Genomic DNA, 21,056 nt, shown 5'->3' on the forward strand with positions numbered 1-21,056 from the left:
ATTTGCGTCTTCCTCGTACGAACACTCGAAGCCGTCAAGGAATCGTTAAAGATTAGGTAAGGTAACGAAGTAACTGGCTGCCGGAGGACGATCCGGCAGGCGCACGCAGGGAAGGAACGGACCCTGACTGTCCACGCGCTCAACGAACTCCTGCTCGTCTGCTCGCTCGTCCTGCTCGTGGCGGTGGCGGCGGTACGCATCTCCTCGCGCAGCGGGCTCCCCAGCCTGCTGCTGTATCTCGGCATCGGGATCGCCCTCGGGCAGGACGGCATCTTCGACGTCAAGTTCGACAACGCCGAGCTGACGCAGGTGATCGGTTACGCCGCCCTGGTCGTGATCCTGGCCGAGGGCGGACTCGGGGCGCAGTGGAAAGAGGTCCGCCCCGTCCTGCCGGCAGCCGCGGTGGTCTCGACCGTCGGCGTCGGCATCAGCGTGGGCGTCACCGCCTCGGCCGCGCACTACCTGGTGGGGCTGGACTGGCGCCAAGCCCTCATCATCGGCGCGGTCGTCTCCTCGACCGACGCCGCGGCCGTCTTCTCCGTCCTGCGCAGAGTCCCGCTGCCGCCCAGGATCACGGGCCTCCTGGAGGCCGAGTCCGGCTTCAACGACGCCCCTGTCGTCATCCTGGTCGTCGCCTTCTCCGCGGTCGGCCCGGTCGAGCACTGGTACGTCTTGGTCGGCGAGATCGTCCTGGAGCTGGCCATCGGCGCCGCCATCGGCATCGCGGTGGGCTGGCTGGGATCGCTGGGGCTGCGGCACGTGGCGCTGCCCGCCTCCGGCCTCTACCCGATCGCCGTGATGGCCATCGCCGTCTCCGCGTACGCGGCGGGCGCACTGGCCCACGGCAGCGGGTTCCTCGCGGTCTACCTGGCCGCGATGATCCTCGGCAACTCCAAGCTGCCGCACTGGCCGGCCACGCGCGGCTTCGCCGACGGGCTGGGGTGGCTGGCCCAGATCGGCATGTTCGTGCTGCTCGGCCTGCTGGTCACCCCGCACGACCTGGTCGACGACTTCTGGCCCGCCATCGTCGTGGGCCTGGTGCTGACCATGGTGGCGCGGCCGTTGTCCGTCTTCCTGAGCCTCGCGCCGTTCCGGCTGCCGGCGCGCGAGAAGGTCCTCATGTCGTGGGCCGGGCTGCGCGGGGCGGTGCCCATCATCCTGGCGACCATCCCGATGGTGTCCGGGGTGGAGGGCAGCACCAGGATCTTCAACATCGTCTTCGTCCTGGTCATCGTCTACACCCTGATCCAGGGCCCCACCCTGCCCTGGGTCGGGCGGAAGCTGAACATCGCCGACGATCCGGCTGAGGCCGCCGACCTGGGCATCGAGTCCGCGCCCCTGGAGCGGTTGCGCGGACACCTGCTGTCGGTCGTCATCCCGCCGACGTCGAGGATGCACGGCGTCGAGGTCGGTGAGCTGCGGATGCCGGCGGGCGCGGCGGTCACGCTGGTGGTCCGCGAGGGCAAGAGCTTCGTGCCGTCGCCCACCACCGTGCTGCGGCGCGCCGACGAACTCCTCGTGGTGGCCACCGACCCGGTGCGCGACACGGCGGAGGCCCGCCTGCGGGCGGTCGGCGAGGGCGGCAAGCTGGCCGGCTGGCTGGGGACGGGCGGACCCGAGGGCTCCGGCACGCCGGTCCCGCCGGTCGCGGCCGGCGCCCCGACCCGATCCGGCATCCCGCAGGCCATGAAGCTGGCCAAGAAGCTCGGCGGCCGCAGCGACGGCCCCGGCGGCGCGGGACGCGGGACGGGAAGCGGCACGAGCCGGACCGGAACCGGAGGCGGTACGGGCCGGACGGGGCGTACCGAGCGTACGGACCGCACCGGGCGCCCGGAGCGCACCGAGCGCAAGCCCAGGACGCTCGGCGGCAGCGGCACGAAGACCCGCACCTGAGCCCGTCCCCGCCGGGAGCGCACTCCCGGCGGGGACGGGACGGCAGGGGCCGTCGGGCGCCCACAAGGCGACGCCTGGGTGTACCGCGGCGGAAATGTCTCTGATAGCAGGGCCCACTGGACACCCCTGGACGCATTCAGAGGCGCGGCGCCCCGCCTGCCTGTAACCTAAAGGCACACCAGATCGACCAACATCGACCAACTCTGTCTGATGCAGAGCTGGCGCGACCGTATGGCGGTCGTGGCGCCTCCTCGCCCGGCGTTCCCCCGCCGTCGGCAGCGAGTCGCCCGGCATCTACCGCAGTTCCGCGCGAAGAGGACAGCTCTCGGCCGCTTCCGTCCGGCCCGCTCCCCCTGGGGGCGCCGGGAAGCAGGGCTACCAGGCGGCAGAAAGGCAAGGACCGTGGCGACCACGGTCTCCGACCGCCCCGGTTACGGGCGACTGCTGCGCACCCCTGGTGCGTGGACCTTCCTCCTTCCGGGTTTCGCCGCACGGCAGCCCTTCGCGATGCTCACCATCGGCATCGTGCTCCTCGTCCAGCACACGACCGGCTCGTACGGCAGTGCGGGCGCCGTGGCGGCGGTCTCGGGCGTCTCCATGGCGCTGTTCGCCCCCCAGAGCGGCAAGCTCGCGGACCGGTTCGGCCAGCGTTCCGTGCTGCTGCCCGGAGTGCTCCTCCACGCCGCCTCCGTGGGAGCGCTGACCGCACTGGCGCTGGCGGACGCCCCCCTGTGGGCCCTGTTCGCCGCGGCGGTGCCGACCGGCGCGTCGATCCCGCAGGTCGGCCCGATGGTGCGGGCCCGCTGGGCGGCGATGCTGGGAGCCGCCCCCGGCCGGCCCGCCTCGCCGCTGATGTCCACGGCGGCCGCCTTCGAGTCCGTGACGGACGAGTTCACGTTCGTCCTGGGTCCGGTGATGGCGACCGCGCTGTGCACCGGCGTGCACCCGGCGGCCGGGCTGATCGCGGAGGCCGCCCTCACGCTGGTCGGCGGGCTGCTCTTCGCCGCGCAGCGCGCCACCCAGCCCGCTCCCCGCAGCGCCGCGACCGCCGCCGAACCGCACGCCTCGGCGCTCTCCGTGCCGGGCGTGCGCGTCCTGGCGATCGCCTTCCTGGGGATCGGTTCGGTCTTCGGCGGTATGCAGGTCTCCCTGACCGCGTTCTCCGAGGAGATCGGCCACCCCGGAGTGAACGGCCTGCTCTACGGGATCTTCGCCGCGGGCAACATGCTGGCCGGCCTCGCCTGCGGCGCGATCGCCTGGAAGAGCGGCCCGCGCCGCCGCCTGATCGTCGGGTACGTGGGGCTGACCCTGACCGCCTCCGGCCTGTGGGCCGTCCACTCCGTGCCGCTGCTGGCCGGGCTCGGCCTGCTGGTCGGCCTGTGCATCGCACCGGCGCTGATCAGCGGCTACACCCTGGTGGACGCACTGGTCCCGGCCACCGCCCGCACCGAGGCCTTCACCTGGCTCACGGGCGCCGTGGCGCTCGGCCAGGCGGCGGCCGTGACCGTGTCGGGGCGGCTGGCCGACGCCCACGGCGCGAACACCGGCTTCCTCGTGCCGCTGGCCGGGACCGCGCTCGCCCTGGTGACGCTGCTGGCCCTGCGCTCGCGGCTGACGCCGGGCCCCCGGACGGGCGCGGCGGCACGTGGGATCGGTCACCGTGAGACGGTCGCAGTGGACTGACGCCGCGGAATACGTCAGTATGGAGCGTCGTTAGCACTCATTGAGTGAGAGTGCCAGGAGGAGCAAGTGCCGACCTATCAGTACCAGTGCACCGAGTGCGGCGAGGGCCTTGAGGCGGTGCAGAAGTTCACCGATGACGCCCTGACCGTCTGCCCGAACTGCGAGGGACGCCTGAAGAAGGTGTTCTCCGCGGTCGGCATCGTCTTCAAGGGTTCCGGTTTCTACCGGAACGACAGCCGCGGCTCGTCGTCGAGCAGCACCCCCGTGTCGTCGACCGCGAAGTCGTCCGACTCCGCTTCGTCCTCGTCGTCCGGTTCGGACGCGAAGGCCGGCGCTTCGTCGTCCGCTTCCTCCACGTCGTCGGCCTCCACGTCGACCTCGTCGAGTGGTACGTCGGCCGCCTGAGAGCCCGCGTACGCTCCACCCGCTTCACCCGGACCCCGCCGAGCCGCTCGGCGGGGTCCGCGCGCTCTCCCCGGCCGGTGCTGCCCCGGATACGGTGAGCACATGGCGAACGCACTTACGGATACGGGTTCCGGTTCGGGCACGTCGGATGCCTCGGGCACGGCAGGCGGCGAGGCTCGCGCGGAGATCGGCGTCATCGGCGGCTCGGGGTTCTACTCCTTCCTGGAGGACGTCACCGAGGTCCCGGTGGACACCCCGTACGGAGAGCCCAGCGACTCGGTCTTCCTCGGCGAGATCGGCGGCCGCCGGGTGGCCTTCCTGCCCCGGCACGGACGCGGCCACCACCTGCCGCCGCACCGCATCAACTACCGGGCCAACCTGTGGGCCCTGCGCTCCCTCGGCGTCCGCCAGGTGCTCGGGCCGTGCGCGGTCGGCGGGCTGCGACCGGAGTACGGGCCCGGCACCCTGCTCGTCCCGGACCAACTGGTGGACCGCACCAAGACCCGCGTGCAGAGCTACTACGACGGTGAGACGCGACCGGACGGGGCTGTGCCCAACGTCGTCCACCTGGGCTTCGCCGACCCGTACTGCCCCGAGGGCCGCAGGACCGCCCTCGCCGCGGCGCGCGGGCAGGGCTGGGAGCCGGTGGACGGGGGCACCCTCGTCGTGGTCGAGGGACCCCGCTTCTCGACCCGCGCGGAGTCGCGCTGGCACGCCGCGATGGGCTGGTCGGTCGTCGGCATGACCGGGCACCCCGAAGCGGTGCTCGCGCGGGAGCTGGGCCTCTGCTACACCACGTTGACCCTGGTCACCGACCTGGACGCGGGTGCGGAGGCCGGTGAGGGCGTCTCCCACGAGGAGGTGCTCCGGGTCTTCGCGGCCAATGTGGACCGGCTGCGCACGGTGCTCTTCGACGCGGTGACCGGGCTGCCGAAGACGGAGGACCGGGCGTGCGCCTGCGCCCGTGCGCTGGACGGCATGGACACGGGGATCGCGCTTCCTTAGCGGGGGCCGTGGCGGGCGTGTCGTGATGCGGCATTCGGAGCGAGGGGCCGTGGCGGGCGTGTCGTGATGCGGCATTCGGAGCGAGGGCTTCGTCGCGGGGGTGTCGGCGGGGCGTTCGGAGCGGGGGCTTCCTGGCGGGGCTGGGGAGGAGCGGTTCCTCGGCGGCTTGCGCAGGGGGTCGCGGTGGCGGCTTGCGTGGAGGGCGCTGCGGCGGTGGCCGCGGCAGGGTCCCGCGGCGGTGGGTCCCGCAAGGGGTGCCGCAGCAGTGGTGGCTCGCGTGGGCGCGCGTCCTTCACCTGCACGAGCGGTGGAGTTGTCCACACCGCGGCGGCTGTCCACAGGGCCCAGCGGGATGTGCGCGGACGGGGGAAAGTGGGGGGAGTTCGGCCGGGACATCCGGGCCGGGCTCCCTCTCCCCCGCGTCCGTTCGCCCGAACCCAGGTGGTGCCATGTCCCTGCCCCCGTCCACCTCCTCGCCCCCGCCCCCGCCCCCGCGTTCCGCACTCCACTTCCTCACGCCCGAACCCGGTGGTTCCGGAGCTTCAGGGGCCTCTGAGCGCTCCGGGATCTCCGGGACTGCCGCCTGCCGCCCGTATCCCGCGCACGCGCACCGGGTGAAACCGTCTCCCCCGCCTCCCGTGTCGGTGCCCGCTCCGTGCGGGGTGGGCCCGTTCGCACCGTTGCGGGTGCGGGGCGGCGGGGCGGGCCCACTGCGGCGGATGGTCTGTCGGCAGCGGCGTGCGGCGGCTGCGGGGCTCGCGCTGGCGGGTGCCGCACTGGCCGCCTCGGGGCTGGGCGGCGGGACCGAGCGGGAGGCCGCCGCCCCGGACGCTCCACGGGGGATCGCCCGCCCGGCGGCGCGGTGGGTGTCCGCTCCGGTCCGGATCGCCGACGCGGAGACGGTCCGGTTGCTGCGGCCGGGAGACCGGGTCGACGTGATCGCGCTCGGCTCTCCGGGCGATGACGCCCGCGTGGTGGCCCAGGGGGTCCGGGTGGCGAAGGTGCCGCGGACCTCCGGTGGTCCCGCGCACGACGGCACGGGCGGGGCGGGGCCGGGGGCCCTGGTGGTGCTGTCGGTGGAACGGCCGACCGCCACGGCGCTGCTCGGCGCGGGTGCGGCGGGGCGGCTGGCCGTGGCGGTGTCCGATGCCGACTGACGCAGGCGTGCGGTGCTCGGCGTGCGGCGTCCGAAGCGTCGTGGCAGTGGGCGCCATGGTCCGTGCCCGGCGTCGGCGTGTGCGACGCGGACCGGCGGGGGAAGGAGGGGCAGCGGCTTCCCGAGCGGCTGCTGTCAGGTCACGGCGACGAACAGCGGTCAGCGCGGCGTCTGATTTCCGCCAGCACCGGAGAGGTGCGCCCGCGAATGCTGGAGCCATGACCATGATCAAGGCCACGAAGAGCGGGGTGCGGGCCATCGACCCGGCCGTGCTGAAGAGTCTGCGGGAACGGGACGACGCCGGTCTCTCCCGGACGCCCGTCACCGATCCCGAGGGTGGCGCCCCGCTGCGTTGCTGTCTGCGGCGCAGCGGGGCCGGCGAGCGGATCGTCCTGGTCTCGTACGCGCCGTTGCGCCGCTGGGCGGCGGAGACAGGCGCCGAGCCCGGCCCGTACGACGAGTGCGGTCCGGTGTTCATCCACGCCGACGCATGCGGCGGGCCCGCCTCCCTCACCGGCTATCCGGCCGCGCTGCACGGGGCGCGCCGCGTGCTGCGCGCCTACAGCGCTCGCGGGCACATCCTCGGCGGGCGGCTGATCGAGATCCCCCAGGAGCGGGTCGGCGAGGTGGACCGCGTACTGGACGAGGTCTTCGCCGATCCGGCCGTGGCGCTGGTCCACGTTCGCGCGGTGGAGTTCGGTTGCTTCCTGGTCGAGGTCCGCCGCCGGTAGGCGGGGCGGAGAGCTGGGACGCGGCGCCCTTCGCCCCTGGGCTCCGGAACGCGGGGCGTCATCGCGCCCCGGACCGCCGGCACCGTCGTTAGTACGGGGACGGAGCTGTGCCGTCAGCTCCCCGCACCCCGGAAAGAGGCCCGCCTGTGAGCGAGAAGAAGGTCAGCACGATGGAGGGCTTCAAAGCCTTCCTGACGCGCGGCAACGTGATCGACCTCGCGGTCGCCGTCGTCATCGGCGCCGCGTTCACCAACATCGTGAACGCGATCGTCAAGGGCGTCATCAACCCGCTGGTCGGCGCGTTCGGCACCCAGGACCTGGAGGCGTACCGCTCCTGTCTCCGCGGCCCGTGCACCAGGGACCCGAGGACCGGGGAGACGGACGGGATCGAGATCCTGTGGGGCTCGGTGCTCAGCGCCGCCCTCAGCTTCCTGATCACCGCCGCGGTGGTGTACTTCCTGATGGTCCTGCCGATGGCCAGGTACCTGGCCCGGCGGGCCGCCAAGGACGGTGTGGAGGAGACGCTGGAGGTGAGCGAGCTGGAGGTGCTGAAGGAGATCCGCGACGCCCTCGTCCCGCAGCGCGCCGGGGGCGCGGGCGGGACCGGGGATCCGGGTGGGTCCTGGGGTCCGGGTGGTTCCGGCGACTCGTCGGGAGGGGCCGGGGACGCCGGGCCCGACGGGGGCGCGGGCCGGTAGGCCGCTCAGAGGTGGTGGGGCGGCTTCTCGTCCAGGAAGCGCGCGAGGTCGGCGGCGCTGCCGCCGGTGAGAGGCCGCTCACCCCACCCCTGGTCCGTGTCGTCCGCGGACTGCCGGTCCAGCGGATCGTCGAAGATCAGAACCGGCTTGGGCTTCGGTTCCTCCGGCAGCCGTTCCGATGGCTGCTGCTTCGCATCTCGCGGGCGGGGGGCAGGGGCGGCGCTCATACCTCCAGAGTACGGCGGTTCACGCGACGGCGGGGTCAGCCGTGCCCGTGGGAGCCTGGGCCCGGCCGCCGGCGGGAAGCCCTGCCTGCGGGCTCCCGCACGCCGAAGGGCGCGCGAGGCGGGCTGCCGGGCGGGCGCGCGGTGCGGGCCTGCGGAAGGGGCGCGTGCGGGCCGTCGAGGAGGCGGGGCACGGGCGGCCGAAGGCGCGCGATGCGGGCCGCCGAAGAGACGCGGCACAGACCGTCGCCAGGCGCGTGGCCGGGGTGTCCGAAGAGGCGCGGCACAGACCCGTCGAGGGGGCGCGGAACGGGTGGCCGAGGGGGCGCGGAACGGACTGCCGAGGGGGCGTGCGGGTGTCGGGAGGGGGCGTGCGTGGAGCCGCGATTCACCTCCTGTGCAAGGGAGTTCACCCCAACCGCCCGAAATGCGCCGGGAACACGCGGGGAACTTTCCGCCTGAGCCTTACGTTTTTACGAACCCCGGTCACGATGTCAGACCCAGGGACTACGTTAAGCACGCATCAAGTAACACGCGGCGACGGCCTGGAGACAGCACCTTGAGCGATCCGTACGAGACAACCGAGCAACACCTCGACCGACTCCTGCGACGCGCCCTGAACTCTTTCGACCTCCCCGACAGCACGGTCGACCGCCTCGGTTCGGCACTGGCGCACAGCAGCTCGCTGCACTCGTCGCACCACAGCTCCGTGCTGCACCGCGAGACCTACCGCCACACCTACCTCCTCACGGACGGCTCCGCGCTGACGCTCTGGGAGCTGGTGCACAGCGGCGGTCGGGACGCCCGCGAGCCCTGCCGGCACGAGCTGTACGACGACGAGGGCGACGCCCGCGTCGCCGCGTCGCGCCTCGCCGGAAGCCGCTCCGACACACCGGTCTTCGGGGACGAGGGGGCGCAGGGAGACCTGGAGATGCTGACGTTCCTGCTGTCCGCCCCTCCGGCCCCGCTCCCCCGGACGTACGCCCCGGACAACTCCGCGGACCACGCCCGCCGGGTGCTGCGCCGCGCGGAGAACGCCGACCGGCCGGGCGAGCAGAAGGCGTCGCTGCTCCGGGCGGCGTTCGCCCACCACATCACGCAGGTCTTCGGACGGCAGTGCCGCGTCGGTGATCAGGACGCCGGGTTCACGCTGTACGAGCACGCGTTCCTGCTGCTGGACGGCAGCGAGACGAGCCTGTGGGAGGTCGAGCACACGGCGACGCCCGACGGCCGCCACATGTGCGAGGTGTACGAGGACGAGCACAGCGCCCGTTCCGCGATGGAGAGCCGCGCCCGGATCTGCTGACCACGGACCTGTCGACCAGCCTCCCCGCCGTCCCGGATCTGCTGATCACACCTGTTGATCAGTTTCCCCGTCCCGGATCGGCGGGTCCCGGAGCGGCAGGCCGCGCGCCCGAGCGCCCGAGCCGTGGACAGCCCGCCGCGGACGTCCGAGCCATGGGCGCCCCCGCACGGACGCCGAGCCATGGATTGCCGAGCCACGGTCGCTGGACCATGGACGGTCGAACCGCCGGACGGGGAGAGGCCGGCGCCGAGGCTCTGTGCCGCCGCCCCCGGACGCCCGCGCGCCCCGGACGCCCGCGCGCGCCCCGGCCGGGGGGTGCTTCGGCCGGGGCGCGCGGGGGCCCGCAGGGGGCGTCGGTCAGACGTTCAGTGCGTGTTCCTTGACCGGTGCGGGACCCGCGTCTCCCGCCGCTCCGGCCGCCGCGCCCCCGGCGTCCCCTCCGCTCGCCTCGTCCTGCGCGGCCTCCCCCTGCACGCGCGGGCGGGCGGGCAGCGCGAACATCACCAGGAAGATCACCGACAGCACTCCGACCACCCACCACAGCGCCTGCTGGAAGGCGTCGACGTAGGCCGGGCCGACCGTCTCCGGGGTCAGCCGGTCGCCGATCGCCCCGAAGAAGACGACCGACACGAGGCCGAGGCCGAGCGCCGTCCCCATCTGCTGCACCGTGTTGATCAGCCCGGAGGCCGATCCGGCGTGCTCCTTGGGCACGTCGGAGAGCACCGCGTCGGTCAGCGGGGCCACGATCAGCCCCATGCCCACGCCCATGACCGTGAGGGGAAGGACCATCTGCCAGGAGGTGATGGCCTGCCCGTAGTGCTCGGCCTCCCAGAGGTAGACCAGCAGCCCGGCGACCATGAGGAGGGCTCCCGCCTGGAGGACCTTGCGGCCGAAGCGGGGCACCAGCTTCTGCACGGATATCCCGGCGGCCACCGAGACGGCGACGGAGAACGGGATGCCCGTCGTACCGGCGCGCAGCGCGGTCCAGCCGAGGCCCATCTGCATGTAGAGGGTCCAGACCAGGAAGAAGATGCCCAGCGCGACGCCGAAGGTCAGTTGCACGGCGATGCCGGCGGCGAAGCTCTTGACCCGGAACAGGGACAGCTCGATCAGCGGCGAACCGCCGGCCAGGGCCTTCTGCCGCTGGTAGAGCACGAGCGCCCCGAAGACGAGCACACTGCCCGCCATCGACGCGTGGCCCCACAGCGGCCAGTCCAGCTCGTGGCCTCGGGTGAGCGGGTAGATGAGCATCAGCATGGCGAGGGTGACCAGGGCGACGCCCACCAGGTCCAGGCGGACCGCCTTGGGGGCCTTGGACTCGGTGATGAACTTCGCGCCCAGGACCAGCCCGGCGATGCCGACCGGCAGGTTGATCAGGAAGATCGGCCGCCAGCCGAGGCCGAAGAGGTCCCACTCGGTGAGCAGCGCGCCCAGCAGCGGGCCGGAGACCGCGCCGAGCCCGACGATCGCGCCGAAGAGCCCGAAGACCTTGCCGCGCTCGTGCGCCGGGAAGGTGGCGTGCACGATCGAGAGCACCTGCGGCACCATCAGCGCGGCCGTGCCGCCCTGCAGGACGCGGGCGGCGACCAGTATCTCGGGGCTGCCCGCGAAGCCGCACAGCGCCGAGGCCGCGGTGAAGCCGCCGATGCCGATGAGGAACAGCCGCTTCCGCCCGTAGATGTCCCCGAGCCGGCCGCCCGTGATCAGTCCGGCCGCGAACGCCAGGGCGTACCCGGCGGTGATCCACTGGATCGCGGAGACGGAGGCGTCCATGTCACGGGTGATGCTGGGGATCGCGATGTTGACGATCGTGACGTCGACCAGGTCCATGAAGGCCGCGGTCATCACGATGGCGAGCGCGAACCAGCGGCGCCGGTCGGCCGGGGCCGGCCCGGACACGGGGGGAGCGGAAGGCGCCGGTGAGGCGGGTGGCTGCGCCGCGGACGGCGGGGGTGCGGAAGAAGGCATGAGGAGAAGGTAAGCATCGAATAGGTCAAAATGTGTCCTGTTGGTCCCGCATCCTGGTCCCCATGACCGACACCCCGGTACGCCTGCTCAAGCTGCTGTCACTCCTCCAGACCCCCCGCGAGTGGCCGGGCGGGGAGCTGGCCGCGCGTCTCGACGTCAGTCCGCGCACGATCCGCCGCGACGTCGACCGCCTGCGCGACCTGGGCTATCCGGTGGAGGCCTCGCGCGGTTCGTTCGGCGGATACCGGCTGGTCGCGGGGGCGGCGATGCCGCCCCTCGTGCTGGACGACGAGGAGGCGGTGGCCATCGCGGTGGGGCTGCGGGCGGGGGCGGGACACGCGATCGAGGGCGTCGACGAGGCCTCCGTACGGGCGCTGGCGAAGTTGGAGCAGGTGCTGCCGGCGCGGCTGCGGCACCGGGTCTCCGCGCTCCAGAACGCCACCGTGCCGCTCACGCGGGGCGACGGTTCCACCATCGACCCGCGGACCCTGACGGCACTGGCGTCGTCGGCCACCGGGCAGGAGCGGGTGAGGTTCGCGTACCGCAGCGGGGACGGCGCCCGGACGAAGCGGCTGGTCGAGCCGTACCGGCTGGTGAGCACCGGGCAGCGGTGGTACCTGGTGGCGTACGACCTCGACCGGGAGGACTGGCGCACGTTCCGGGTGGACCGGGTCGGTGAGCCGTTCGCCACGGGCGCCCGCTTCGCCCCGCGCCCGCTGCCGGTCGCCGACGGTGCGGGCAGCGGCGGCGGCGAGCGGGACGCGGTGCGGTTCGTGACCCGGTCGATCCGGCGGACGCAGCCCGAGCTGCGGTTGGACGTGCGCTTCGAGGCCCCGGCGGAGTTCGTGGCGGCGCGGCTGCCCACCGTGCTCGGCGCGCCGGAGCCGGACGGGGCGGACGGATGCCGGCTGCGGGCGTCGTGCACGGACTCGTTGGAGTGGGTGGCGGTGCGGCTGGCGCTGGTGGACTGCGCCTTCTCCGTGCTGGGTCCGCCGCAGCTCGTGGCGCACCTGGCGGAACTGGGCGCTCGGCTCACCCGCGCCGCCACGCCTCCGCCGTCGGACGCGTCACCGCCCCCGGACCCGCCGGCGCCGTCCCCCGCCTCGCCGTCCGTGCCGTAGCCGCCCCGGACAGGGGTGAGCCCCGGCGCCGGGGGGGGGTGGGCGCCGGGGCTCAGCTCGGGGACCGGGGAAACCGGTCGGGTGACCGGGAGAGCCCGGTCGGCGGGCCGGTGCGAACCGGCTTGATGGGGAGATTACGGGTTATTCGCTCACGCCGCAGCGTCAAAGCCCGTGTCGTGAGCCATTCGCTTCAATTCCAGCAGTGCGTGCTTCTCTATCTGGCGGATGCGCTCACGGGTGAGGCCGTGCTGCTTGCCCACTTCGGTGAGGGTCCGCTCGCGGCCGTCCTCGATGCCGTACCGCATCTTGATGATCGAGGCCGTCCTGTTGTCGAGCTTGCCGATCAGGTCCTCCAGCTCCTCGCTGCGGAGCAGGGTCATCACCGACTGCTCGGGCGAGACGGCCGAGGTGTCCTCCAGCAGGTCGCCGAACTGGGTGTCCCCGTCGTCGTCCACCGGCATGTTGAGGCTGACCGGGTCGCGGGCCCAGTCCAGGACGTTGCCGACGCGCTCGGCGTTGGAGTCCAGCTCGGAGGCGATCTCCGCGTGCTCCGGGTCGCGCCCGTGCTCGCGGTTGAACTCGCGCTGGACCCGGCGGATACGCCCCAGCTCCTCCACCAGGTGGACGGGGAGCCGGATCGTGCGGGACTGGTCCGCTATGGACCGGGTGATGGCCTGGCGGATCCACCAGGTGGCGTACGTGGAGAACTTGAAGCCCTTGGCGTAGTCGAACTTCTCCACCGCGCGCACCAGGCCCGCGTTGCCCTCCTGGATCAGGTCGAGCAGAGGGAGCCCCGCACGCGGGTAGCGGCGGGCCACGGCGACGACGAGACGGAGGTTGGAGCGGATGAACACGTCCTTGGCGCGCTCGCCCTCCGCGACCAGCGCTTCCAGCTCCTCGCGGCGGGCCCCGCCGGCGTCGCTCTCCACCTCGCCGTCGAGGATCTGCTGGGCGTAGACGCCCGCCTCGATGGTCTGGGAGAGGTCGACCTCCTTGGCGGCGTCGAGCAGCGGTGTACGGGCGATCTCGTCCAGGTACATGCCGACCAGGTCGCGATCGGCGATCTCCCCGCCCACGGCGCGAACACTGCGTGCCCGGTCGGTCTCACCGGAAGAGGTGGACGAACGACGGGCGACGGCACGGGTTGCCATGCGTGCTCCCTTGCTGAGTAGGTCGCGACACCCTTCCGGGTGCCCTGCATCCGATGGAAACAACGACTGGAATCCGGACAGAATTCCCAAGCCACCCATTCACTTTCGCGGTCATGCAGTACCCTGTCCGGCCCCGGCGGCGGACCGTAGACCGGTGGCGCCCGTGGACGCGCAGGTCAGGGCCGGTACCGAGGCAGAACGGGTACCCGCGTCGCGGCCCGCCATCCCTCCGCCGGTGAGACCGCGCTCACACTCCTGCCGTACGCACCTCCTCTCCTCCGACCGCCGTCCTCCGGGGCGGCGCCGCTCGCCCCGGAAGACGGCGCGGACCCCGTGCGGGTTGCCCGGACAGGGGGCCGCGGCACGGCGGGGCCCGGTGCGCGGCGGCCCCGGCACGCGCGCGTCCGCACGGGAAGTGCCGAGGTCATCCGGGGGTCCGTTGTTCAGGAGCCTTGCGGAACCCCTGCGGGACTCCGCGAGAATCGTCCGGAGCGGACCGTTCGCCTCACCCTGTCCCCGCGCCCGGAGCCCCCGATTCCATCTAGTTAAACTTTCAAGAAAAGGTCGTACAGTGGAGTCCATGACCACGGCATCCACCAGCGCCCCGCGCTGGCTCACCGACGAGGAGCAGAGCGTCTGGCGCGCCTATCTGCACGCCACCACGCTGATGGAGGACCACCTCGATCGCCAACTGCAGCGCGATGCCGGTATGCCGCACATCTACTACGGGCTGCTCGTCCAGCTCTCGCAGGCGCCTCGGCGCCAAATGCGGATGACGGAGCTGGCCCGGAACGCGAAGATCACCCGCTCCCGGCTCTCGCACGCCGTCGCCCGGCTGGAGAGGAACGGCTGGGTCCGGCGCGAGGACTGCCCCTCCGACCGGCGCGGCCAGAACGCGGTGCTCACGGAGGACGGCTACGCGATGCTGCGGCGTTCGGCTCCGGGGCACGTCGACGCCGTGCGGCAGGCGATGTTCGACCGGCTCACCCCCGAGCAGGTGAGCAGCCTCGGGGAGATCATGCGGGTGCTCGCCACCGGGCTGGAGCCGGAGGGCGCGGACGCGGACCTGCCCTGGCTCCGCTGAGCGGAGCCAGGGCAGGTCGGGCGGGGACGCCGCGTCAGTGCGCGACGACCGGGATGCGGAACTCCTCCTCGGCGTCCGCGCCCGCCGCACCCGCCGCGCCCGTTCCGGGGCGGCCGGTGTTGATCAGGACGAACGCGATGGCGGAGGCCGCCACGAGGATGCCGACCGCCCACCAGATCGCGCTGGAGAACCCGGTGACCATGGCCTGGAGCTCCAGGAGCCTCGGGTCGGCAGCGCGGGCCGCGTGCTCGGTGACGTAGGCGGTGGCGGCGCCGGCGGCGATGGTGTTCAGCAGCGCGGTGCCGATGGCGCCGCCGACCTGCTGCGAGGTGTTGACCATCGCGGAGGCCACCCCGGCGTCACGCGGCTCGATGCCGTGCGTGGCCAGGGACATCGCCGGCATGAACGCCGTGCCCATGCCGAGGCCGAGCAGCAACTGGCCGGGCAGGATGACCCACGCGTAGCTGGTGTCCAGGTCCAACTGGGTCAGCAGCGACATGCCGAGCGCCGCGACCAGGAAGCCGGGGCCCATCAGCAGGCGCGGCGGGACCCGCGTCATCAGCCGGGTGCCGATCTGGGTGGAGCCGGTGATCATGCCCGCGATCATCGGGAGGAACGCGAAGCCGGTCTTGACCGGGGAGTAGCCCTTCACGACCTGGAGGTAGTAGGTCAGGAAGAGGAAGAGCCCGAACATCCCGATGACCGCGAGCCCCAGCGAGAGGTAGACCCCGCCCCGGTTGCGCTCCATCAGCACGCGCAGCGGCAGCAGCGGGGACGCCACCCGCGCCTCGACCGCCACGAAGGACAGCAGCAGCACGGCGGCGGCGATGAACATGGCGATGGTCAGCCCGTCGGACCAGCCGGCCGACTCGGCGCGGGTGAAGCCGTACACCAGGGCGACCAGGCCGAGCGTGGAGAGCGCGACGCCGGGGATGTCCAGCGGCGCGCGGTTGCGGGTGCCGGACGGCTCGCGGATGACGAGGTACGCGCCCGCGGCGGCGACGACCGCGAACGGGATGTTGACGAAGAAGGTCCAGCGCCAGTTCAGGTACTCGGTGAGGAAGCCGCCGAGGATCAGACCGACCGCGCCGCCGCCGCCCGCGATGGCCCCGTAGATGCCGAAGGCCTTGGCGCGCTCCTTGGCGTCGGTGAACATCACGGCGAGCAGGGAGAGGGCGGCCGGGGCGAGCAGTGCGCCGAAGACGCCCTGGAGGGCGCGGGAGCCGTACATCATCGCCTCGTTCTGGGCGGCGCCGCCCAGCGCGGAGGCCAGCGCGAAGCCGACGAGGCCGACGACGAAGGCCCGCTTGCGGCCCCAGAGGTCGGCTATCCGGCCGCCGAAGAGGAGGAGGCCGCCGAAGGCGAGGGCGTAGGCGGTGATGACCCACTGCTTGTTGCCGTCGGAGATGTCGAGGTCCGTCTGGGCCGACGGGAGGGCGATGTTCACGATGGTCGCGTCCAGGACGACCATCAGTTGGGCGAGGGCGATGAAGGCCAGGGCTTTCCAGCGACTGGGGTCGGGAAGGGTGGTGTCGGCCGTTGTGGACATGGGTGGGGCCACCTAAGAACAGGAGGAGGCGTCGCGGGATGAGCGCGCCGCCGGTGCGGGCGTGCGGATACGTCATACGGATGAGCGCGTACGGATACGTCGTACGGGTGAGCGCGTGCGATGGGTCGCACATCATGCGGGTGGACGGTTGCGTGCGTACGGCGGGTCGGGGTCGGGCGGCGCGCCGTCAGGGGCGCCGCAGGTCCTCCAAGGTCGCCGCCGATCCGGGCAGCGTGGAGCGGGCGGGCGCTTCCAGCCCGTCCAGGAACACCTGCAGATGGCGGTGGGTGAACCGGTCGATGCCCTGGCAGGCGATGCCGGGGAGCGGCCGGGTGAGCTGGGAGAGGGCGACGAGCACGTCACCGACGGCGATGTCGGTGCGCAGCCGCCCCGCGGACATGGCGCGCGCCACGAGGCTTTCGACGGCCTCTTCGAGGCGCCGGCGCTCGGCGAGCAGTTCGGGGTGGTCCCGGTCGAACACGCCGGAGAGCATCGGGCACAGGGCGCCGATCCGCTCGTCGGCGGCCGCGTGCACGAAGCGGCTCAGGGCGGCGAACGGGTCGGACTCCGCGGCGGCGGCTTCTTCGGCGCAGCGGGTGGTGCGTGAGGTGACCGCGAGGACGACCTCGTGGATCAGGGCGGAGCGGTCGGGGAAGTTCCGGTAGAGCGTGGCGTTGCCGACGCCCGCCCGGCGCGCGACGTCGTCCAGCGGCACGTCGGGGCCGAACTCGACGAACAGCTCGCGGGCGGCGGTCACGATCCGCTCGCGGTTGCGCAGTGCGTCGGCCCGCGGACGGGACGTACGGCACCGCTCTGCCGGTGCGGCGTTCTCGGCGGTGCGCTCCACGGTGTCGGCCCTTCCCCTGGTCCTGTGCGGTCGGTGTCGCGGTGCGGTGTGCGCACCGGTGCGACCGGCCGCTTCCGAGCGGCCGGCCGGCCCCCCGAACGGAACCGGGGAGCACTTCCCCGTTTCACCGGGGCATCCAGCCAAACGGGGAAAGGGTCCCCGGTTATTTCCTCCCGTGCATGTGCCGTGCGTCACACGCGCCGGCGCGGGGAATCCTCCGATCGGCGCACCCAGCGAGCGGCCCGCGACCACCCGGCACAGGCTGATCGCCAGAGCGCAGCCGGGGTCGGCCGGTTGCCGCGGACCCGAAGGCGCCTCTATGCAGCAGCCCCGCCCCCGGATACGCAGACACCGCCGCCCGGTCGCCCTGGTCGGCGCGACCGCCCTCGTCGTGGCGGCCGTCGCCTCCGCGAGCACCACCCTCCCGACCACCGGCCACGCCTCGGCCGGCCCCGCCGCCACCGCCCTCGGCTCCGCGCTCGCCCCGTGCCGGATCTCCTCGACCATGGGCGTCCAGATGTCCGAGGGCGTGCCCACCCCGTCCGGCTACGCCCGGTCGACCGGGCGGGTCAAGGCGCTCAACCTGATGATCGACTTCCCGGACGCGGAGGGCTCCGGGCCGGCGGCCGACCGGTTCGCGGAGTTCTTCCCGCAGACCTCCGCGTGGTTCCGCACCAGCTCCTACGGGCGGCTCGACTACCGGCCCGAGGCCCCCGTCAAGGACTGGCTGCGGATGCCGCTGCCGTTCTCGGAGTACGGGATAGAGCGCGGCTCACCGTTCGAACCGGGCTACCGGCAGCTCGTCGGGGACATCGTGGCGGCCGCCGACCCGAAGGTGGACTTCTCCGCGTACGACCTGGTCAACATCCTGGTCACCCCGAACGCCGGGCCGTCCGCGCTGGACACCGTGCTCTCGGTGACGTTCTCCGGCAACGACGAGGCCCCCTCCGCCGACGGGGTGCCGCTCTCCAACACCTCGTTCGTCTACAGCCGCCAGGACGACGGGTCGGGGTCGTACCCGGAAACCGGCTACCGCGTCCTGCCGCACGAGAACGGCCACGTCTTCGGGCTGCCCGACCTCTACACCATGGAGGGCGGCGGCTCGGTGGGGCACTGGGACATCATGTCCGAGGACTGGGGCGCCAACAACGACTTCCTGTCCTGGCACAAGTGGAAGCTCGGCTGGCTCGACGACGACCAGGTCGCCTGCGCCTCCCGGCCCGGCGTCAGCGAGCACACGCTCGGCCCGCTCGCCGTCGAGGGCGGCGCCAAACTGGCCTTCGTCCCGCTGAGCGCCCGGTCCGGGTACGCCGTGGAGGTCCGCACGGCGGCCGGCAACGACGAGGCGGTCTGCCGGCCCGGCGTGCTGATCTACAAGGTCAGCTCCGACGTGGACACCGGCCAGGGCCCGGTCTCCGTCGCCGACGCCACCGAGGACAGCGGGGGCTGCACCCGGCGGCCCAACGTGCACGCCGAGCTGTCGGACGCGCCGTTCCGGCCCGGCCAGACGTTCACCGACCGGGCCAACGGCATACGCATATCCGTGCTCGACGAGGACGACGACGGCAACTACCGGGTGCGGGTCACCCGCCCCTGACCTCCTGGTTCCGCGGTGTCCGGCCGCGCGGCGCCGGGTCGTGCGCGCCGCCCCGGACCACCGCGTCTGCGGCCCGGCCGACGACGCCGACCAGCCCCTCGCGGCGGACGGCGAGATCCCCCGTGCGGAACCAGCCGCCCGCGAACGCCTCCCCGGTCGCGGCCGGGTCCCGCCAGTAGCCCCGGCAGAGCGACTGGCCGCGCAGCCACAGCTCCCCCGGCTCCCCGTCGGCCGGCTCCTCGCCCGACGGGCCGGTGATCCGCGCCTCGGTGACCGGGGTGGGGCGGTACGCGCCACCGGGCTCCGACGCGTGCAGGACCTCGCCGCCGGTCTCGGCGAGGCCGTAGCCGCCAGGGGGCCCGGCGCGCCCGCCGCACCGGTCCGGGCCGTCCAGGACGAGCGTGCCGCCCGCGGCCATCGCCCCGTAGACGGCGGTGAACGCGGCCGCGTCGGAGAAGGGGGACGTCAGCGGCAGGACCGGGGCCGGCCCCTGCCCCGGCAGGGACCCGCGCGCCAGCGCCGAGGCCGCCGCCGCGTACCGGGCGTTGAGCGCGGCCCCGGCCTGGGCGAGGTGGGTGGCCACCGCGCCCCTGGGGCGGCCGGAGGCCCCGGAGGCGTACAGGATCGTGGCGTCGTCCTCGGGCCGGGGCTCCACGTCGGGCGGCGCGGCCAGCGGATCGGGCGCGGGGAAGTCCTCGTACCGCTCGACGCGCACCCCGTGGTCCGCCGCCCCCTCGCCGTGGAAGAGGACCACCCGCGTCCCGGTCGCCCGCGCCCACCCGGCGACCCGCCCCAGCCGCTCCCCGTCCACCAGGAGCACCCCCGGCCCGCAGTCGTCGAGGACTCGCGCGTACGCCTCCGCCGTCCAGCCGGCGTCCAGCGGCACGGCGACGGCGCCCGCCAACTGGACGGCCCAGAAGGCGGTCTGCCACTCCGGGTGGTCCCCCATCGCGATGACGGCCCGGTCGCCCGCGCGCAGCCCGTACCCCTCGCGGAGCCGGATCGCCAGGGCGGAGGCGGCGGCGAAGAACTCGGCGTACGCGTACCGGCGTTCCCCGGCGACCAGGAACGGCGTGTCGCCGTAGGCCCAGGTGGCCTCCACGAACTCCCGCAGCGTGCGCGGCCCGTCGGCGTACTCCAACCCCCCGCCCTCCCCCCGCACCACGGCGAAGGGCGCGCCGGGGCGGGTGAGGGCGGCGTGCACGCGTGCGCCGCCCGGCGCCCGGTCGTCGCGGCCGGCACGGGGGTCGTCGGGGCCCGGAGACGGGCGGGTGTGCGGCACGGTCGGCCTTTCTCGCGCTGACGGGTACGCGAGACGCTATGCGGCCGGGGCGCGAGCGCCAAGGCCCCGGTGCGGGGCGGGGGTTCGGGCGAGCGCGGCGGGAGGCCGCAGGCACGGGCGGCGGGGCAGGCGGGCGAGCGCGGGCCTGAACGGCGGGAGGCCGCAGGCACGGGCGGCGGGGCAGGCGGGCGAGCGCGGGCCTGAACGGCGGGAGGCCGCAGGCACGGGCTGCGGGGCAGGCGGGCGAGCGCGGCGGGGCGGGCGAGCGCAGGCGCGGGCGGCGGGGCACGCGGGGCCGCGATCGCTGCGCCCGCGGGCAAGAGGCGGTGCGCTGCGCGGCAACCGGCGGCGCCGCCTCCGCCCTAGCGTGACCGGGTCCCCCTCCACACGCCTTCCACCCGGAAAGAGGAAGCCAGCCATGCCGTACATCACCGTGGGCCAGGAGAACTCCGCCGACATCGACCTCTACTACGAGGACCACGGGTCCGGCCAGCCCGTCGTCCTCATCCACGGCTTCCCGCTCGACGGCCAGTCCTGGGAGCGGCAGACGGCGGCGCTGCTCGACGCCGGCCACCGCGTGATCACCTACGACCGCCGCGGTTTCGGACGGTCGAGCCGACCGGTGACGGGCTACGACTACGACACCTTCGCGGCCGACCTGGACACCGTGATGGAGACCCTCGACCTGAAGGACGCCGTCCTGGTCGGGTTCTCGATGGGCACCGGGGAGGTCGCCCGGTACGTCTCCGCCCACGGCTCCGGCCGGGTCGCCAAGGTCGCCTTCCTGGCCTCGCTGGAGCCCTGCCTGCTCAAGAGCGACGACAACCCGGACGGGGTCGCCCCGAAGGAGTTCTTCGACGGGGTCGTGGCGGCCGTGAAGGCGGACCGCTACGCGTACTACACGGCCTTCTTCGAGGACTTCTACAACCTCGACGAGAACCTCGGCACGCGGATCAGCGCGGAGGCCGTCCGCGCGAGCTGGAACGTCGCCGCCGGCGGCGGCTTCTTCGCGGCCTCGGCCGCGCCCTCGACCTGGTACACCGACTTCCGGGCCGACCTCCCCGCCATCGACGTGCCGGCGCTGATCCTGCACGGCACGGGCGACCGGATCCTGCCCGTCGAGGGGACCGCGCGCCCGTTCCACCGGGCCCTCCCGTCCGCCGACTACGTGGAGATCGAGGGCGCTCCGCACGGCCTGCTGTGGACGCACGCGGAGGAGGTCAACACGGCGCTGCTCGCCTTCCTGGGGAAGTGACCCGCAGGGCCGGGGGGGGGGGGGGGGGGGGGGGGGGGGGGGGGGGGGGGGGGGGGGGGGGGGGGGGGGGGGGGGGGGGGGGGGGGGGGGGGGGGGGGGGG

18 protein-coding genes are annotated in these 21,056 nt (G+C 73.5%); 12 read left to right on the forward strand and 6 right to left on the reverse strand.

Translation table 11 applies throughout. The features are described from left to right. The first annotated feature begins 183 nt into the window (after window positions 1-183). The 7 genes from ACZ6EJ_RS20860 to ACZ6EJ_RS20890 all read left to right on the forward strand — a co-directional run bounded on the left by ACZ6EJ_RS20860 (window position 184) and on the right by ACZ6EJ_RS20890 (window position 7,571). The gene (locus tag ACZ6EJ_RS20860) at window positions 184-1,893 is read left to right on the forward strand and encodes a potassium/proton antiporter (RefSeq protein WP_469269013.1); all 1,710 of its coding nucleotides are present in this window, start codon (window positions 184-186) and stop codon (window positions 1,891-1,893) included. 402 nt (window positions 1,894-2,295) lie between these two features. Next, window positions 2,296-3,576: an MFS transporter gene (locus ACZ6EJ_RS20865; RefSeq protein ID WP_469269015.1), complete on the forward strand. Its 1,281-nt coding sequence runs from the start codon at window positions 2,296-2,298 to the stop codon at window positions 3,574-3,576. Between the two features lie 66 nt (window positions 3,577-3,642). Continuing rightward, entirely contained in the window at window positions 3,643-3,981 is a 339-nt protein-coding gene (locus tag ACZ6EJ_RS20870) for an FmdB family zinc ribbon protein (RefSeq protein ID WP_469269017.1), read from the forward strand. 102 nt (window positions 3,982-4,083) lie between these two features. Continuing rightward, on the forward strand, window positions 4,084-4,986 hold the full coding sequence (locus tag ACZ6EJ_RS20875; protein WP_469269019.1) for an S-methyl-5'-thioadenosine phosphorylase: 903 nt from the start codon (window positions 4,084-4,086) through the stop codon (window positions 4,984-4,986). 686 nt (window positions 4,987-5,672) lie between these two features. After that, entirely contained in the window at window positions 5,673-6,143 is a 471-nt protein-coding gene (locus ACZ6EJ_RS20880) for an RcpC/CpaB family pilus assembly protein (RefSeq protein ID WP_469269042.1), read from the forward strand. Between the two features lie 217 nt (window positions 6,144-6,360). Next, the gene (locus ACZ6EJ_RS20885) at window positions 6,361-6,873 is read left to right on the forward strand and encodes a DUF1203 domain-containing protein (RefSeq protein WP_469269020.1); all 513 of its coding nucleotides are present in this window, start codon (window positions 6,361-6,363) and stop codon (window positions 6,871-6,873) included. Window positions 6,874-7,019: 146 nt separating this feature from the next. Further along, window positions 7,020-7,571 carry a large conductance mechanosensitive channel protein MscL gene (locus ACZ6EJ_RS20890; protein ID WP_469269022.1) on the forward strand — a complete coding sequence of 184 codons (552 nt, stop codon included), beginning with the start codon at window positions 7,020-7,022 and terminating at the stop codon, window positions 7,569-7,571. Between the two features lie 5 nt (window positions 7,572-7,576). Here ACZ6EJ_RS20890 and ACZ6EJ_RS20895 read toward each other — a convergent pair whose 3' ends face one another. Continuing rightward, window positions 7,577-7,798, reverse strand: a complete 222-nt coding sequence (locus tag ACZ6EJ_RS20895; RefSeq protein WP_469269023.1) for a hypothetical protein — start codon at window positions 7,796-7,798, stop codon at window positions 7,577-7,579. Window positions 7,799-8,354: 556 nt separating this feature from the next. On the opposite strand from ACZ6EJ_RS20895, the gene ACZ6EJ_RS20900 reads away from it, so the two are divergent. Continuing rightward, a complete protein-coding gene (locus ACZ6EJ_RS20900; protein WP_469269025.1) occupies window positions 8,355-9,101 on the forward strand; it encodes a DUF6227 family protein in 747 nt (248 codons plus the stop codon). A 357-nt stretch (window positions 9,102-9,458) separates the two neighbouring features. Here ACZ6EJ_RS20900 and ACZ6EJ_RS20905 read toward each other — a convergent pair whose 3' ends face one another. Beyond that, entirely contained in the window at window positions 9,459-11,069 is a 1,611-nt protein-coding gene (locus tag ACZ6EJ_RS20905) for an MFS transporter (RefSeq protein WP_469269027.1), read from the reverse strand. A gap of 62 nt (window positions 11,070-11,131) precedes the next feature. Here ACZ6EJ_RS20905 and ACZ6EJ_RS20910 point away from each other — a divergent pair, with 62 nt between their 5' ends. Beyond that, window positions 11,132-12,190 (forward strand): helix-turn-helix transcriptional regulator, encoded by a 1,059-nt coding sequence (locus ACZ6EJ_RS20910; protein WP_469269029.1) that lies wholly within the window; start codon window positions 11,132-11,134, stop codon window positions 12,188-12,190. Window positions 12,191-12,339: 149 nt separating this feature from the next. Here ACZ6EJ_RS20910 and ACZ6EJ_RS20915 read toward each other — a convergent pair whose 3' ends face one another. Further along, a complete protein-coding gene (locus ACZ6EJ_RS20915) occupies window positions 12,340-13,341 on the reverse strand; it encodes a sigma-70 family RNA polymerase sigma factor (RefSeq protein ID WP_469269030.1) in 1,002 nt (333 codons plus the stop codon). Between the two features lie 571 nt (window positions 13,342-13,912). Here ACZ6EJ_RS20915 and ACZ6EJ_RS20920 point away from each other — a divergent pair. Then, complete coding sequence (locus tag ACZ6EJ_RS20920) at window positions 13,913-14,425, forward strand: MarR family winged helix-turn-helix transcriptional regulator (RefSeq protein WP_469269032.1); 513 nt, start codon at window positions 13,913-13,915, stop codon at window positions 14,423-14,425. 34 nt (window positions 14,426-14,459) lie between these two features. Here ACZ6EJ_RS20920 and ACZ6EJ_RS20925 read toward each other — a convergent pair whose 3' ends face one another. After that, window positions 14,460-15,974: an MFS transporter gene (locus ACZ6EJ_RS20925; protein WP_469269034.1), complete on the reverse strand. Its 1,515-nt coding sequence runs from the start codon at window positions 15,972-15,974 to the stop codon at window positions 14,460-14,462. A gap of 187 nt (window positions 15,975-16,161) precedes the next feature. After that, window positions 16,162-16,821, reverse strand: coding sequence for a TetR/AcrR family transcriptional regulator (locus ACZ6EJ_RS20930; protein ID WP_469269035.1), 660 nt, complete (start codon window positions 16,819-16,821; stop codon window positions 16,162-16,164). A gap of 319 nt (window positions 16,822-17,140) precedes the next feature. On the opposite strand from ACZ6EJ_RS20930, the gene ACZ6EJ_RS20935 reads away from it, so the two are divergent. Beyond that, entirely contained in the window at window positions 17,141-18,418 is a 1,278-nt protein-coding gene (locus ACZ6EJ_RS20935) for a M6 family metalloprotease domain-containing protein (protein WP_469269037.1), read from the forward strand. On the opposite strand, the gene ACZ6EJ_RS20940 is transcribed toward ACZ6EJ_RS20935, so the two are convergent. Beyond that, complete coding sequence (locus tag ACZ6EJ_RS20940; protein WP_469269038.1) at window positions 18,405-19,700, reverse strand: AMP-binding protein; 1,296 nt, start codon at window positions 19,698-19,700, stop codon at window positions 18,405-18,407. The genes ACZ6EJ_RS20935 and ACZ6EJ_RS20940 overlap by 14 nt on opposite strands. Window positions 19,701-20,118: 418 nt before the next feature. On the opposite strand from ACZ6EJ_RS20940, the gene ACZ6EJ_RS20945 reads away from it, so the two are divergent. After that, entirely contained in the window at window positions 20,119-20,955 is an 837-nt protein-coding gene (locus tag ACZ6EJ_RS20945; protein ID WP_469269039.1) for an alpha/beta fold hydrolase, read from the forward strand. Window positions 20,956-21,056: the final 101 nt, after the last annotated feature.

Source organism: Streptomyces sp. NPDC041970, assembly GCF_055588985.1.

Coding starts and splice junctions, on each gene's coding strand:
- ACZ6EJ_RS20875 (WP_469269019.1), top strand. CDS start 4,084: ATGGCGAACGCACTTACGGATACGGGTTCCGGTTCGGGCACGTCGGAT.
- ACZ6EJ_RS20885 (WP_469269020.1), top strand. CDS start 6,361: ATGACCATGATCAAGGCCACGAAGAGCGGGGTGCGGGCCATCGACCCG.
- ACZ6EJ_RS20895 (WP_469269023.1), bottom strand. CDS start 7,798: ATGAGCGCCGCCCCTGCCCCCCGCCCGCGAGATGCGAAGCAGCAGCCA.
- ACZ6EJ_RS20905 (WP_469269027.1), bottom strand. CDS start 11,069: ATGCCTTCTTCCGCACCCCCGCCGTCCGCGGCGCAGCCACCCGCCTCA.
- ACZ6EJ_RS20910 (WP_469269029.1), top strand. CDS start 11,132: ATGACCGACACCCCGGTACGCCTGCTCAAGCTGCTGTCACTCCTCCAG.
- ACZ6EJ_RS20915 (WP_469269030.1), bottom strand. CDS start 13,341: ATGGCAACCCGTGCCGTCGCCCGTCGTTCGTCCACCTCTTCCGGTGAG.
- ACZ6EJ_RS20925 (WP_469269034.1), bottom strand. CDS start 15,974: ATGTCCACAACGGCCGACACCACCCTTCCCGACCCCAGTCGCTGGAAA.
- ACZ6EJ_RS20935 (WP_469269037.1), top strand. CDS start 17,141: ATGCAGCAGCCCCGCCCCCGGATACGCAGACACCGCCGCCCGGTCGCC.
- ACZ6EJ_RS20945 (WP_469269039.1), top strand. CDS start 20,119: ATGCCGTACATCACCGTGGGCCAGGAGAACTCCGCCGACATCGACCTC.